Raw genomic sequence first — 14,516 nt, 5'->3', positions numbered from 1 at the left:
TTCATTCACCGCGTGTTCACCACAGGTCGCAGCGACCGGGGGGCCTGGCCCTGGCGCAAGCCTGTCCGCCTGAACCCCTGATGGCACGCTGGGCCCCCAGCGTGCACCCGTGGCCCCACCGGGGCCAACCGAATGAACCGCGGCGCCTCTGGCACAGGGAGATGCGCCGCCCAAGCTGGGAGCCTTCCCCTTGATCACCGAACTTGAATTCAAAAGCCTGGCCCGCGAAGGCTACAACCGCATTCCGCTGATGGCGGAAGCCTTCGCCGACCTGGAGACCCCGCTGTCGCTGTACCTGAAGCTCGCGCACAGCAAAGACGGCGGCAAATACAGCTTTCTGCTCGAATCCGTCGTCGGCGGCGAGCGCTTTGGCCGCTACAGCTTCATCGGCCTGCCGGCGCGCACGCTGCTGCGCTCGCGCGGCTTCGGTGCCGCCGCCGTCACCGAGGTCGTGACCGACGGCCAGGTGACTGAGCGCGCGCAGGGCAACCCGCTCGACTTCGTCGCCGACTACCAGAAGCGCTTCAAGGTCGCGCTGCGCCCCGGGCTGCCGCGCTTCTGCGGCGGGCTGGCCGGCTACTTCGGCTACGACGCCGTGCGCCACATCGAGAAAAAGCTCGAAACCTCGTGCCCGCCCGATGCGCTCGACATGCCCGACATCCTGCTGCTGCAGTGCGAAGAGCTGGCCGTCATCGACAACCTCTCGGGCAAGCTCTACCTGATCGTCTACGCCGACCCGGCGCGGCCCGAGGCCTACAGCAACGCCAAGAAGCGCCTGCGCGAGCTGCGCGAGCAGCTCAAGTACTCGGTCAGCGCGCCGCAGGTACAGGCCTCGCAAAGCTACCCGGCGCAGCGCGACTTCGCCAAGGCCGACTACATCGCCGCCGTCGAACGCGCCAAGGAGCTGATCGCCGCGGGCGACTTCATGCAGGTGCAGGTGGGCCAGCGCATCCACAAGCGCTACACCGAGTCGCCATTGAGCCTCTACCGCGCGCTGCGCTCGCTCAACCCCAGCCCCTACATGTACTACTACCACTTCGGCGACAGCCATGTGGTGGGCGCGAGCCCCGAGATCCTGGTGCGCCAGGAGCGCACGCCCGACGGGCAGAAGGTGACGATCCGCCCGCTCGCCGGCACGCGCCCGCGCGGCGCCACGCCCGAACTCGACAAGGCCGCCGAGGTCGAGCTCGTCAACGACCCCAAGGAGCGCGCCGAGCACGTGATGCTGATCGACCTGGCGCGCAACGACATCGGCCGCATCGCCCAGACTGGAAGCGTCAAGGTGACCGAGGCCTTTGCCGTCGAGCGTTACAGCCACGTGATGCACATCGTCAGCAACGTCGAGGGCCTGCTGCACGAGGGCATGACGAGCATGGACGTGCTCAAGGCGACGTTTCCGGCCGGCACGCTCACGGGCGCGCCCAAGGTGCACGCCATGGAGGTCATCGACCGGCTCGAACCGACCAAGCGCGGCCTCTATGGCGGCGCCTGCGGCTATCTGAGCTACGCCGGCGACATGGACCTGGCGATTGCGATTCGCACCGGCATCGTCAAGGACGGCCAGCTCTATGTGCAGGCGGCGGCTGGCGTGGTCGCCGATTCGGTGCCCGAGCTCGAATGGAAAGAAACCGAACACAAGGCCCGCGCGCTGCTGCGCGCCGCCGAACTCGTTGAAGAAGGACTGGAATGATGACCCGCGCGATCGACAACACACAGCACTGCATCACCATGGACGACGTGCGCCGCCACATCGATGCGCTCGACGACGTGCTGGTGCCGCTCCTGGTCACGCGCGGCGGCTACATGACGCAGGCCGCGCGCATCAAGCAGGACGAGAACCAGGTGCGCGACGAAGAGCGCATCGAGGCCATCGTGGCGCGCGTGCGCGACCGTGCGGCCCTCGAGGGCGGCGAGCCCGACGTGATCGAGGCCATCTACCGCAGCATGATGGAGGCCTACATCGCCTTCGAACACCGCGAATTCGCGCGCCAGCGCGGGTCCGCGCACACACCGGGGTGAGCGCCATGCAACTGTTGATGATCGACAACTACGACAGCTTTACCTACAACATCGTGCAGTACTTCGGCGAGCTGGGTGCCCAGGTCGAGGTGCGCCGCAACGACGAGATCACCGTGGCCGAGATCGACGCGCGCCTGGCTGCTGGCCGTCTCGACCGCCTCGTCGTCTCACCCGGTCCGTGCTCGCCGCAGGAGGCCGGCATCTCGGTCGCGGCGATCCGGCACTTTGCCGGCAAGCTGCCGATTCTGGGCGTGTGCCTGGGCCACCAGGCGATCGGCGCGGCGTTCGGCGGCACGATCGTGCGCGCGCAGCAGCTCATGCACGGCAAGACCAGCACCATCACGACCACGCAAAAAGGCGTGTTCGCTGGCCTGCCCGAGCAGTTCACGGTGAACCGCTACCACTCGTTGTCGATAGAGCGTGCCAGCTGCCCCGAGGTGCTCGAGATCACCGCCTGGACCGACGACGGCGAGATCATGGGCGTGCGCCACAAAACGCTGGCCATCCAGGGCGTGCAGTTCCACCCCGAGAGCATCCTGACCGAGCACGGCCACGCCATGCTGCGCAACTTCCTCGAGCAGCGCGCATGACGCGTGCTTCGGTATTTGTAGCTGTCAGCGCTTGATGGGTCAGCGTTTGGTGCCGAAATGACCTGTATTTTCTGCAGCGCACCCCGCGCCTGAACGACGCGCCATGGCCACCGAACAACTGCTGCTCTTCATCGCCGCCGGCCTGCTGCTCAACCTCACGCCGGGGCCCGATGTGCTCTACATCATGGCGAACGCGCTGCGCTCGGGCGCGCGCGCCGGCATGGTGGCGGCCTGCGGCATCACGGCGGGCTGCTTTGTGCACATCTTCGCGGCGGCCGTGGGCGTGAGCGCGCTGCTGGCGGCGTCGGGCACGGCGTTCACGCTGCTCAAGTGGGTCGGCGCGGCCTACCTGGTCTATGTGGGCCTGCGCATGCTGCTGGCGCGCGCGCCGGATGCTATCGAAACAGGAGCTGCCGGCGCAGGCACAGCCGGCGCTACAGCGCTCAAAGGCATCTTTTTGCGCGGCTTCTGGACGAATGCGCTCAACCCCAAGGTGGCGCTGTTCTTCCTGGCCTTCGTGCCGCAGTTCATTGCGCCAGGGGTCGGCAACAAGCCGCTGGCTTTTGTGCTGCTGGGCCTGCTGTTCAACTTCAATGGCCTGTGGGTCAACCTGGGCTGGGCGCTGGCCGCCGCCTGGCTGGGCCGGCACGCCGGCCGCGTGGCCCGCGCCATGCACTGGATCGAACGCGGCGCCGGCCTGCTGTTCGTCGGCTTTGGCGCCCGGCTCGCGCTGAGCGACGCGCCCGCCGCCTGATTTCTTCCACCTTTATTGCGCAGGGAACCCCCATGCAAATCACACCGCAAGAAGCGCTGCAGCGCACCATCGAACACCGCGAAATCTTCCACGACGAGATGCTGCATCTGATGCGCATGATCATGAAGGGCGAGCTCTCGCCCGTCATGACGGCGGCCATCATCACCGGCCTGCGCGTGAAGAAGGAAACCATCGGCGAGATCACCGCCGCCGCGCAGGTCATGCGCGAGTTCTGCACCAAGGTGCCGGTGCAGGACGCCACGCACCTGGTCGACATCGTCGGCACGGGCGGCGACGGCGCCAACACCTTCAACATCTCGACCTGCGCGATGTTCGTCGCCGCTGCGGCCGGCGCCAAGACGGCCAAGCACGGCGGGCGCAGCGTCTCGAGCAAATCGGGCAGCGCTGACGTGATGGATGCGCTGGGCGTGCACATCAACCTCGCGCCGGCCGCGATTGCGCAGTGCATTGCCGAGGTCGGCATCGGCTTCATGTTCGCGCCCAACCACCACCCGGCCATGAAGAACGTGGCGCCGGTGCGCAAGGAGCTGGGCGTGCGCACGCTGTTCAACATCCTCGGGCCGCTGACCAACCCGGCCGGCGCGCCGAACATCCTGATGGGCGTGTTCCACCCCGACCTCGTTGGCATCCAGGTGCGCGCGCTGCAGCGGCTGGGCGCCGAGCACGCCATCGTGGTCTATGGCCGCGACGGCATGGACGAGATCAGCCTGGGCGCCGCCACGCTGGTGGGCGAGCTCAAGAACGGCCAGGTCAGCGAATACGAAATCCACCCCGAGGACTTCGGCCTGCCCATGGCGAGCAACCGCGCCTTCAAGGTCGAAACCCCCGAGCAGTCGCGCGACCTGCTGCTGTCCGTGCTGCAGGGCCAGCCGGGCGCGGCCAGCGACATCGTCTGCCTCAACGCCGGCGCGGCGCTCTACGCTGCCGGCGTGGCCGGCTCGATCCAGGATGGCCTGGACCGCGCGCGCGCGGCACTGGCCTCGGGCGCAGCGCGCGCCAAGCTCGCTGAGCTGGTCGCGCGCACGCACGCGCTGGCGGCAGCCTGATGGCTCACCCGCTGTGGAGCGACCCCGGAACCTGGATCGCGCTGGGCGCCACCGCCGTCTCGGTGGCGGTCGGCGTGGCCATGTCGGTGGTGTTCCGCCGCATCCTGCGCCGGCCGCCGCCTGCGCCGCCTTCCCCCGAATCTTCCGCACACCCCGCAGACCCTGAAAGGCGCGAAACCCCATGAACGATATTCTGAAAAAGATCGTCGCCGTCAAGCACGAAGAAGTCGCCGCAGCGCAAAAGCGCCTGCCGCTGGCCGCCATGCGCGCCGACGCCGAGAGCCGCGTGCTGACGCGCGATTTTGTCGGCGCACTGCGCGCCAAGATCGCCAGGAACCAGGCGGCCGTGATCGCCGAAATCAAGAAGGCCAGCCCGAGCAAGGGCGTCATCCGCGCCGACTTCGAACCCGCCGACATCGCCCAGAGCTATGCCGAGGGCGACGGCGTGGTCAGCGCGGCCTGTCTTTCGGTGCTGACTGACCGGCAGTTCTTCCAGGGCAGCACCGACTACCTCAAGCAGGCGCGCGCCAGCTGCCAGCTGCCGGTGCTGCGCAAGGACTTCATGGTTGACGCCTACCAGATCTACGAGTCGCGCGCCATGGGCGCCGATGCCGTGCTGTTGATCGCCGCCAGCCTTGATGACGCGCAGATGCAGGACTTCGAGGCCATCGCGCGCGACCTCGACATGGCCGTGCTGGTCGAGGTGCACGACCGCGCCGAGCTCGACCGCGCGCTGCGCCTGAAGACCGAGCTGGTCGGCATCAACAACCGCAACCTGCGCACCTTCGAGGTCACGCTGCAGACCACGCTGGACATGCTGTCGGACGTGCCGAAAGACCGCCTGCTCGTCACCGAGTCGGGCATCCTCGCGCCGCAGGACGTCAAGACCATGCGCGACGCCGGCGTGCAGGCCTTCCTCGTCGGCGAAGCCTTCATGCGCGCCGACGACCCGGGCACGGCGCTGGCGCAGCTGTTTGCCTGAATGCACCTGAATTCATAGCTGTAAGCGCAAGCCACACAAGCGCTGGAGGCCATTTTGACCATGAACGATCTGCCCCACCCCGGCGCCGGTGGCGCCACGCAGCTGCAAACCGCGAACCCGGCCGACTGGCCGGTGGCGCCCGGCTGGCAGCCGCTGGTCGGTGATTTTTTTGCCAGCGCCACCGGCCAGCGCCTGTGCGCGTTCCTGCAGGCGCGGCTCGGTGCGGGCGCGGTGGTGTTTCCGCCGCGGCCGCTGCGCGCGCTCGAACTCACGCCGCCCGATCAGGTGCGCGTCGTGATCCTCGGCCAGGACCCGTACCACGGCCGTGGCCAGGCCGAGGGGCTGGCATTTTCGGTCGCACCCGGCGTGCGCCTGCCGCCCTCGCTGCGCAACATCTTCAAGGAAATCGAGCGCGACCTGGGCACGCCGCCGCCGGCCTTTCCGAACCCCGGCGGCAGTCTGGTCAAGTGGGCGCAGAACGGCGTGCTGCTGCTCAACACCACGCTGACGGTGGAAGAGGGCCGGCCCGCGAGCCACGCCGGCAAGGGCTGGGAGGTGCTGACCGACGCCGTGATCGCGCAGGTCGCCGAGGGCCCGCGCCCGGTGGTGTTCATGCTCTGGGGCGCGCACGCGCAAAGCAAGCGCGCCCTGATCCCCGCAGACCGCGGCCACCTGGTGCTGTGCGCCAACCACCCCTCGCCACTGTCGGCGCTGCGCCCGCCGGTGCCGTTCATCGGCTGCGCGCACTTCGGCCGGGCGCGGGCGTTTCGCCAGGCGCAGGCGCACACGCCGCCGCCGCACTGACGTCCTGCGGCCCCGGCAGCCGTTCGGACAGCAGCGCCAGGAAAGCCTGCGCCGCCACCGGCAGGCTGCGCCCAGCCAGGGTCTGCACCTCGACGTCGCGCAGGTCCATGCCCTCGTCGCTCACGGGCCGGGCCACGAGGGCGCCCGAGGCCATCAGGTGGCGTGCCGCGATTTCGCTCGACAAGGCCACGCCGCCGCCCTGCACCACGAAGTTCATCAGGGTCTGCACATGGTTGCTCACGAGCACCGGCTGCAGCCGCAGGCCCTGGCGGCTGCAGGCCATGTCGATCATTTGCCGCACCGTGGTCTCGGGCGGCGGCAGCCCCAGCGCGTGCGGGACCAGGTGCGCCAGGGTGAGCCGCGGCTGGCCGGCCAGCGGGTGCTGCGGCGGCAGCAGCGCCAGCACCGGCGCGCTCTGGCGGTAGACCACCACGACGTCCTTGTGCGGCGCGCTGCTGAAGCACAGGCCGATATCGACCGCGCCGCTGCGCACCGCCGTCGGAACCATGGCCGTGGGCAGCGTCTGCACGCTGAACTGAATGCCCTGGTGCAGGCGCTTGAAGTCCACGCACAGGCGCGGCACCAGATCGTTCGCAAACGCGTCCGACGTGGCCAGGCGCACCTGCCCGGCGTGCAGGCCCTGCAGGGCGCCGATCTCTCCCAGCGCGCGTTCGGCATCGAGCCCGGTGCGGCGCGCATGGCGCGCCAGGATTTCGCCGGCCGCCGTCAGCACCATGCCGCGCGGATGGCGCTCGAACAGGGGCGTGCCCAGCTGGCCCTCGAGGCCGGCGATCTGGCGGCTCAGCGCCGAGGCCGCCACATGCAGCCGCTCGGACGCGAGCGTCAGGGAGCCGCTCTGCGCCACTTCGAGAAAGTAGCGCAGCGCCGTGTCGAGCAGGAGGTGGGGTCGCATGGCGGGTCGCAGTGTGTTGCTGATCGGAGATGGAAAGTATCGATCGGTTTGCTGTTTCGGCAAACCTGTTTGCCTATTTGCTGGTGGTCATCGGCATGGCGCATTTCTAAGATAGGCCGTGATAACTACCTTGGCTCGGCCTGGCGGCCGGCTGCGTGCCCCGATCCATCCTTTCTGGAGTGTTTCCATGCGTTTGTTTTCCTCGCGCCACGGTGCGCTGGCGGTGTCCTTGTGCGTGGCGCTGGCGGCAGGGGCCCATGCGCAGTCCGCGTGGCCGGACAAGCTGGTACGGGTGATCGTGCCGTTTCCGGCCAGTGGCGCCACGGACCTGGTGGCGCGTGTGGTCACGCAGCGCGTGGCGGCCGACCTGGGCCAGCAGATGGTGGTGGACAACCGCCCGGGGGCCGGCGGCACCATCGGCACGGCCGAGGCCGCCAAGGCGCCGGCCGACGGCTACACGCTGCTGCTGACCACGAGCAGCACGCATGCGATATCGCCGCACCTTCTGCCGCGCCTGGCCTACGACGCGCGCAAGGATTTCACCCCGGTCGTGCACCTGGCCGACGCGCCCAGCGTGGTGCTGGTCAACCCGTCGCTGCCGGTCAAGACCGTGGCGGAGCTGGTGGCGTACGGCAAAGCCCATCCCGGCAAGCTCAACTACGCCACCAGCGGCAACGGCACCATCGTGCACCTCAATTCCGCCGCCTTCAGCGCGCAGGCGGGCATCGAGATGACGCACGTGCCCTACAAGGGCACGGCGCTGGCCATCCCCGATCTGGTGGCCGGCCAGGTGCATGTGCTGTTCGACTCCCTGCCCACCGGCATGCCGCATGCGCGCAGCGGCCGCTTGCGCGCCCTGGCCGTGACCAGTGAAAAGCGCACGGCGCTGGCGCCCGAGCTGCCCACCCTGGCCGAATCGGGCCTGCCTGGCTATTCTTCGGTGACCTGGTTTGGCGTGTACCTGCCGGCCGGTGCGTCGCCAGCTCTGGTCAGCCGTGTGCACCAGGCTTTTGCCAAGGCCATGCTGGCGCCCGAGGTGGCTGCCAGCCTGGCCAAGCTGGGGGTCGAGCCTGCAGCGCCCAGCAGCCCGGCCCAGTTCGGCGCCATGGTGCAGACCGACAGCGCGCGCTGGGCCAGCGTCATCCGCCAGCACAAGATCACACTCGAATGAAAGGCATGCCATGAACGACCGCGCCTCTGCGCTCCACGCCAGTCCCTCCGCCATGGACTGGGCGCTGCCCTATGCCTCCCAGCGCAGCGCGGTGATGGGGCGCAACATCGTCAGCACCTCGCAGCCGCTGGCGGCCCAGGCCGGCCTGCGCATGCTGCTGGCGGGCGGCAATGCGGTGGACGCCGCGCTCGCCGCCGCCATGGCGCTCACCGTGGTCGAGCCCACGGGCTGCGGCCTGGGCAGCGACGCCTTCGCCATCGTCTGGGACGGCCAGGAACTGCACGGCCTCAACGCCTCGGGCCGCTCACCTGCCGCGTGGACGCCGCAGTATTTCGCCGAGCGCGGTGGCATGCCCGAAAAGGGCTGGAATGCCGTCACCGTGCCCGGCGCCGTGTCGGCCTGGGTGGCGCTGTCCAAGCGCCTGGGCAAGCTGCCGTTCGCGCAGCTGGCGCAGCCCGCCATCGATTACGCGCGCCGCGGCTTTCCGGTCTCGCCGACTATCGCGCGGCTGTGGGCGCTGGGCGCTGCCAAGCTCGGCGCCCAGCCGGGCTTTGCCGAGTGCTTCCTGCCCGGCGGCCTCGCCCCGCGCGCGGGCGAGATGTTTCGCAGCGAAGCCCATGCGCGCACACTGGAGCTGATCGCCGCCACCGAGGGCGAGGCGTTCTACCGCGGCGATCTGGCCCGGCAGATGGTGGCCCACGCGCAGGCGCACGGCGGCGCCATGGCCCTGGACGACCTCGCTGCACACCGGGCCGACTGGGTCGGCACGGTGAGCCAGCGCTTCGGCGATTCGGTCATCCACGAGATCCCGCCCAACGGCCAGGGCATCGCTACGCTGATGGCGCTGGGCATGCTCGATGCCGTGGGCGTCGGCCAGCAGCCGCTCGATGGTGTGGACAGCGTGCACCTGCAGATCGAGGCCATGAAGCTCGCGCTGGCCGACCTGCAGCAGTACAACGCCGACATCGATGCCATGCAGGTGGCGCCGGCCGATCTGCTCCATGCCGACTACCTGCGCGGCCGTGCGGCCCTCATCGATCCCGCGTGCGCGGGCGATCCGTCCTGCGGCGCGCCGCGCCCCGGCGGCACGGTGTACCTGGCGGCGGCGGACGCGTCCGGGATGATGGTGTCGTTCATCCAGTCCAACTACATGGGCTTTGGCTCGGGCGTGGTCGTGCCGGGCACGGGCATCAGCCTGCAGAACCGGGGCCATGGCTTCAATCTGGTTCCCGGCCATGCCAACGAAGTCGGCCCGCGCAAGCGGCCGTCCCACACCATCATTCCGGCCTTCGCCATGCACGCCGATGGCACGCCGCAAATGGCGTTTGGCGTCATGGGCGGACCCATGCAGTCGCAGGGCCACCTGCAGATGGCGCTGCGCGTGCTGCGCTATGGCCAGAACCCGCAGGCCGCGGCCGATGCGCCACGCTGGCGTGTCACGGGCGGCAAGGGCGTGGCCGTGGAGCCCCGCTTCGATCCGGCCGTGGTGGCCGGGCTGCGCGCGCGCGGCCACGAGGTCACGGTGGAAGAGGGCAACGGCGTCTTCGCCTTCGGCGGGGCCCAGCTGGTGCTGCGCGAGGGCGGGCACTATGTGGGCGGATCGGACCCGCGCAAGGACGGGTGCGCCGTGGCGTTCTGATGCTCTCAAAAACAGAGCGTCCGGCGCTGATGCGGCAAGCGCCAGCGCCGGATAGCGTCAGAAGACCGGCGTCCGGCACCTAGCTGCGCCCGCGCACGCTGAGCCACACGCTGGCCAGGCCGCACAGCGTGATCGCGGCCATGCCGGCCAGGGACTGGGCGTCGGGCCTCTGGCCGAAGAACAGCCAGCCCATGGCCATGGCAAAGCCGATCTGGCTGTAGAGAAACGGCGCGATGGCGCCCGGCGTGGTGTGCGCATAGGCCTGCAGCAGCAGCAAATGGCCCACGCCGCTGCACACCCCCATCACCGCCACGGCGGCCCAGACCGGCCCGTCGGGCACGCTCTGCCAGAACAGCGGCAGCAGCGGCGTGGTCGCCAGCAGCGGCAGCCAGGTCGTGTAGAGCTGGGTGGTGGTGGGCGGATCGAGCCGCGCCATGCGGCTGCCCAGCAGCTGGTAGGTGGTGCCGCACAGCAGCAGGCCCAGGGGCAGCAGGGCGCGCCAGCCCAGGGCCTGGCCGGCGCCCTCGGGCCGCACGATGGCGATCACGCTGGCCAGCCCCACCAGCAGCAGCCCCCAGCGCGCGGGGCTCACGCGTTCGCCGAACAGCCAGGCCGAGGCCACGACGATGAGCAGGGGAACGGCCGACCAGGTGGCGGTGAAGTTGGCCAGCGGCATGCTCTGGATGCAGAAGAAGGCGAAGACCGAGGTCAGAAAGCCGCTGGCCGCACGGCCGATCTGGAAGCGCGGGTGGGCCGTGCGCCAGGCGGCCCAGCCGTGGCGCGGCAGCACCATGGCCGTGGTCACCAGGGCCTGGGCCGCAAAGCGCAGCCACAGCACCATCAGCATGGGCAGCACCTGGCCGCTGAACTTGGTGGCGCTGTCCAGCAGCGCGAACAGGGCGCAGGCCGCGGTGGCCAGGGCGATGCCCCCCAGGGCGGAGCGGTGGGCCGCAGCGGCGGGCCTGAAAGTGCGGTCGGAGGTCACGGGGCAGGCAGACAGCCGGCGGCCCGAGGCCCCCGGCGGGGACCGGCGCGGGGAGCGCGGCGCAGGGCATTGTAGGGCGCGCCTGCTCATGGATCAGGAGCGCATGGCGCTGGTGGTGCCTGCATTTCAACGCCATACGGCTTTCAAAGGCAGGCAGGGTGGGCGCCTGCTGCTCCTCCTTCAGGAGCGGTCGGCCGGGAGGCGCTCCAGTAGCATGGCATCGCCATAGCTGAAGAAGCGGTAATGCTGGGCGATGGCGTGGCGGTACAGCTGCATGACATGCGCGTAGCCCGCGAAGGCCGAGACCAGCATCATCAGCGTGCTCTTGGGCAGGTGGAAGTTGGTCAGCAGCAGGTCCACCACCTGGAACCTGAAACCCGGCGTGATGAAGATGGCGGTGTCGCCCGAGGCCTGGCCGCTGCGCGCCCACGATTCGAGCGTGCGCACCGTCGTCGTGCCCACGGCCACGACGCGGCCGCCGCGCTGGCGGCAGCGCTCGAGCGCGGCGAGCGTGGCCAGCGGCACCTCGTACCACTCACTGTGCATCTGGTGCTCGGCCAGGTTCTCGGTCTTGACGGGCTGGAAGGTGCCGGCGCCCACGTGCAGCGTGACGCAGGCAGTGTCGATGCCGCGCGCGGCCAGATCGGCCAGCACGGCCGCGTCGAAGTGCAGTGCCGCCGTCGGTGCGGCCACGGCGCCGGGGGCGCGGGCGAACACGGTCTGGTAGCGCTCGCTGTCTGCGGCGGCGTCGGGGTCGTTGCCGCCTTGCTGCTGGCGCTCGATGTAGGGCGGCAGCGGCAGGTGGCCGTGGCGCTCCATCAGCTCCCAGGGCGTCTCGCCGGCCGGGCCGCGCAGCGCGAAGCGGAACAGCGGGCCGTCGCCGTCGGGCCAGCGGCCCAGCAGCAGCGCGTCGAAGCCGCCGCCGTGCAGCCCGCCTGCCATGTGCACGACGGTGCCGGGCTGGGGTTTCTTGCTGACCTTCATGTGGGCGACCACTTCGCCGCCCTCGAGCACACGCTCGATCAGCAGCTCGAGCTTGCCGCCGCTGGCCTTCTCGCCAAAGAGCCGCGCCTTGACGACGCGCGTGTCGTTGAACACCAGCAGGTCGCCCGCCCGCAGCAGGCCGGGCAGTTCCTTGAAGATGCGGTCCGCGGGCTGCGTGGCGCGGCCGTCGAGCAGGCGCGAGGCGCTGCGCTCGGGCGCGGGGTGCTGGGCAATCAGGTGGGGGGGGAGCGCGAAATCGAAATCGCTGAGCGTGTAGGTCGGTGCCGTATCGGTCATGGGTGCTTGAGGGCCGGACAGGCCCGTGCCAAGGGAAAAGCGGTGGCAGCGGCGCGGCGCGGGGCGCTGCCGCTGTGGGCGGAGGGCGATTGTCCCATGGCCGGTATTCCATAATTGCCTGCGACCGCGCGCCGTTGGGGCCGCGCCGCACGGCCCGCTTTTCGGCTGCCCGCACACGCCACGCCACAAGGAACCTCCATGCCGCTCGTCGTTTTCAACCAGAAGGGTGGGGTGGGCAAGTCCACCATCGCGTGCAACCTGGCCGCGATCAGCGCCCACCAGGGCCTGCGCACCCTGGTGATCGACCTGGACCCGCAGGGCAACTCGAGCGCCTACCTGCTGGGCACCGCGCCGCCCGCGGACCTGCCCGGCGTGGCCGGGTTCTTCGAGCAGACGCTGGGCTTCAGCTTCACGCCGGCGCCGCCGTCCGCGTTCACCGTGCGCACGCCGTTCGAGGGCCTGGACCTGATGGCGTCGAGCGCGCGGCTCGACGAGCTGCAGGGAAAGCTCGAATCGCGCCACAAGATCTACAAGCTGCGCGAGGCGCTGGCGCAGCTGGGCCAGGACTACGACCGCATCTACATCGACACCCCGCCGGCGCTCAATTTCTACACCCGCTCGGCGCTCATGGGCGCGCGCGGCTGCCTGATCCCGTTCGACTGCGACGACTTCTCGCGCCAGGCGCTCTACACGCTGCTGGCCAACGTGCAGGAGATCCGCGCCGACCACAACCCCCAGCTGGCGATCAAGGGCATCGTGGTCAACCAGTTCCAGGCGCGCGCCAAGCTGCCCCAGCGGCTCGTGCAGGAGCTGCTCGACGAGGGCCTGCCGGTGCTGCAGCCCTACCTGCCGCAGTCGGTCAAGGTGCGCGAATCGCACCAGCTGGCGCGGCCCATGATCCACCTCGACCCCGGGCACAAGCTCACGCAGGCGCTGGTGGCGATCCACGGCGTGCTCGCATAGCCGCCGCCATACTGGGAAATTCACACTGTCAAAGAAGGGCTTGAGCGCGTGGAAACTTTCGTCTGGGACCAGCATTTCGTGACCGGCCTGCCCGATGTGGACGAGCAGCACCGGGGCCTGGTGGACCTGTTCAACGAGCTCAGCCGCTCGCTGTTCGTCTCGGAGGCCGACACCGATCCCGGCGTCGGCCGCGAAGCGCTGCTGCGCGGCATCTTCGAGCGCCTGGTGGCCTACACCGAATACCACTTCAGCGAGGAAGAGGCCCTGATGCACAGTGCCGGCGTCGATGCGCGGCACACCGAGGCGCACGTGGCGCTGCACCGGCAGTTCGTGCAGCAGGTGCACACCTTTTGGGCCACGCGCGCCACCATGGCCGCGCCGGCCGAATCCATCGTCCACTTCTTGACCGCATGGCTGGGCCTGCACATCCTGGGCATCGACCAGTCGCTGGCGCGCCAGATCGCGGCCATCGCGCAGGGCCTGCCGGCCGCCCAGGCCTATGAGCGCGAGATGTCGGCGCACGACAACAGCACGCAGGTGCTGCTGAAGATGATCGGCAAGCTCTACCAGGTGCTGTCGGCGCAGAACGACGAGCTGGTGCAGGCCAACCAGCGCCTCGAAGACCGCGTCGCGCAGCGCACGGCCGAGCTGGCGCAGGCCAACGTCGCGCTGCAGCAGGCCAACGAACGGCTCGAGGCCTATGCCCGCACCGACGGGCTGCTGCAGGTGGCCAACCGCAGCTGCTTCGACGACCGCCTGGCGCAGGCCTGCGCCAGCGCGTTCCGGCGCCAAGTGCCGCTCGGTCTGCTGATGATCGACGTCGACGATTTCAAGCGCTACAACGACCAGTTCGGCCACCCCGCGGGCGATGCCTGCCTGCAGGCCGTGGCCCGTGCGGTGCAGCATGCGATGCAGCGCAGCACCGACCTGGTGGCCCGCTACGGCGGTGAGGAGCTGGCCGTCCTCCTGCCCGACACCGATGCAGCCGGCGCCGCCGCCGTCGCCGCGCGCGTGGTGGCCGCCGTGGCGGCGCTGCGCCTGCCGCACCCGGCCTCGGTGGCGCCGCATGTCAGCGTGAGCGTGGGCGCGGTCGGCCGTGTGCCGCGCCTGCAGGATGCCGGCGCGCAGCTGGTGGCCGAGGCCGACAGCGCCCTCTACCAGGCCAAGGCCGCGGGCCGCAACTGCTGGCTGCTGGCGCCGCCGTACTGACCCCCGCGCGCGCAGCCTGCCGGCGCCGCGCCTGCGCTGTTACACCGCCTCCACCACCACCTGGCGGTGCAGCCGCCGCACGTCGGCCGCCTGGGCCAGGGCCGTGCCCGGCTCCAGCAGGGCGGCCGCGCCCGCGGCC

The 14,516-nt window shown here is 70.0% G+C and carries 15 protein-coding genes; 12 read left to right on the top strand and 3 right to left on the bottom strand.

Annotated features, from left to right (window positions below; translation table 11 throughout):
• Positions 1-190 precede the first annotated feature (190 nt).
• The 8 genes from trpE (at position 191) to B2J86_RS09545 (ending at position 6,216) form a co-directional block, all read left to right on the top strand.
• Complete coding sequence (trpE, locus tag B2J86_RS09580) at positions 191-1,690, top strand: anthranilate synthase component I (protein WP_173025377.1); 1,500 nt, start codon at positions 191-193, stop codon at positions 1,688-1,690.
• The gene (locus B2J86_RS09575) at positions 1,690-2,019 is read left to right on the top strand and encodes a chorismate mutase (protein ID WP_173025376.1); all 330 of its coding nucleotides are present in this window, start codon (positions 1,690-1,692) and stop codon (positions 2,017-2,019) included. Before trpE ends, B2J86_RS09575 begins: the two co-directional genes overlap by 1 nt.
• Positions 2,020-2,024: 5 nt before the next feature.
• Positions 2,025-2,609, top strand: coding sequence for an aminodeoxychorismate/anthranilate synthase component II (locus B2J86_RS09570; protein ID WP_173025375.1), 585 nt, complete (start codon positions 2,025-2,027; stop codon positions 2,607-2,609).
• Between the two features lie 103 nt (positions 2,610-2,712).
• Positions 2,713-3,363, top strand: coding sequence for a LysE family translocator (locus tag B2J86_RS09565; RefSeq protein WP_173025374.1), 651 nt, complete (start codon positions 2,713-2,715; stop codon positions 3,361-3,363).
• A gap of 32 nt (positions 3,364-3,395) precedes the next feature.
• Positions 3,396-4,430, top strand: a complete 1,035-nt coding sequence (gene trpD, locus B2J86_RS09560; protein ID WP_173025373.1) for an anthranilate phosphoribosyltransferase — start codon at positions 3,396-3,398, stop codon at positions 4,428-4,430.
• Positions 4,430-4,615: a hypothetical protein gene (locus tag B2J86_RS09555; protein WP_169170436.1), complete on the top strand. Its 186-nt coding sequence runs from the start codon at positions 4,430-4,432 to the stop codon at positions 4,613-4,615. The genes trpD and B2J86_RS09555 overlap by 1 nt, the downstream gene beginning before the upstream one ends.
• Positions 4,612-5,412, top strand: a complete 801-nt coding sequence (gene trpC, locus B2J86_RS09550; protein ID WP_169170445.1) for an indole-3-glycerol phosphate synthase TrpC — start codon at positions 4,612-4,614, stop codon at positions 5,410-5,412. The genes B2J86_RS09555 and trpC overlap by 4 nt, the downstream gene beginning before the upstream one ends.
• A 60-nt stretch (positions 5,413-5,472) precedes the next feature.
• Complete coding sequence (locus B2J86_RS09545) at positions 5,473-6,216, top strand: uracil-DNA glycosylase (protein WP_173025372.1); 744 nt, start codon at positions 5,473-5,475, stop codon at positions 6,214-6,216.
• Here the strand turns inward: B2J86_RS09545 and B2J86_RS09540 are convergent.
• Positions 6,143-7,129: a LysR family transcriptional regulator gene (locus B2J86_RS09540; RefSeq protein WP_173025371.1), complete on the bottom strand. Its 987-nt coding sequence runs from the start codon at positions 7,127-7,129 to the stop codon at positions 6,143-6,145. The two genes, B2J86_RS09545 and B2J86_RS09540, sit on opposite strands and share 74 nt — an antisense overlap.
• Before the next feature lie 187 nt (positions 7,130-7,316).
• On the opposite strand from B2J86_RS09540, the gene B2J86_RS09535 reads away from it, so the two are divergent.
• A complete protein-coding gene (locus B2J86_RS09535; RefSeq protein ID WP_173025370.1) occupies positions 7,317-8,300 on the top strand; it encodes a tripartite tricarboxylate transporter substrate binding protein in 984 nt (327 codons plus the stop codon).
• Positions 8,301-8,310: 10 nt separating this feature from the next.
• Positions 8,311-9,939 carry a gamma-glutamyltransferase family protein gene (locus B2J86_RS09530; RefSeq protein ID WP_305792580.1) on the top strand — a complete coding sequence of 543 codons (1,629 nt, stop codon included), beginning with the start codon at positions 8,311-8,313 and terminating at the stop codon, positions 9,937-9,939.
• A 79-nt stretch (positions 9,940-10,018) separates the two neighbouring features.
• Here B2J86_RS09530 and B2J86_RS09525 read toward each other — a convergent pair whose 3' ends face one another.
• Positions 10,019-10,924, bottom strand: coding sequence for a DMT family transporter (locus B2J86_RS09525; RefSeq protein ID WP_371736361.1), 906 nt, complete (start codon positions 10,922-10,924; stop codon positions 10,019-10,021).
• A 180-nt stretch (positions 10,925-11,104) separates the two neighbouring features.
• Positions 11,105-12,205: a tRNA preQ1(34) S-adenosylmethionine ribosyltransferase-isomerase QueA gene (gene queA, locus B2J86_RS09520; protein WP_173025368.1), complete on the bottom strand. Its 1,101-nt coding sequence runs from the start codon at positions 12,203-12,205 to the stop codon at positions 11,105-11,107.
• A 198-nt stretch (positions 12,206-12,403) separates the two neighbouring features.
• On the opposite strand from queA, the gene B2J86_RS09515 reads away from it, so the two are divergent.
• Positions 12,404-13,168, top strand: coding sequence for a ParA family protein (locus B2J86_RS09515; protein WP_173025367.1), 765 nt, complete (start codon positions 12,404-12,406; stop codon positions 13,166-13,168).
• A 48-nt stretch (positions 13,169-13,216) separates the two neighbouring features.
• The gene (locus B2J86_RS18405; RefSeq protein WP_173025366.1) at positions 13,217-14,377 is read left to right on the top strand and encodes a diguanylate cyclase domain-containing protein; all 1,161 of its coding nucleotides are present in this window, start codon (positions 13,217-13,219) and stop codon (positions 14,375-14,377) included.
• Positions 14,378-14,516 lie beyond the last annotated feature (139 nt).

This window comes from Acidovorax sp. SRB_14, from assembly GCF_012932145.1.
GTDB lineage: Bacteria > Pseudomonadota > Gammaproteobacteria > Burkholderiales > Burkholderiaceae_C > Simplicispira.
The sequence above is the reverse complement of the archived record's forward strand: the minus strand, read 5'-3'. Positions and strand labels throughout refer to the sequence as shown.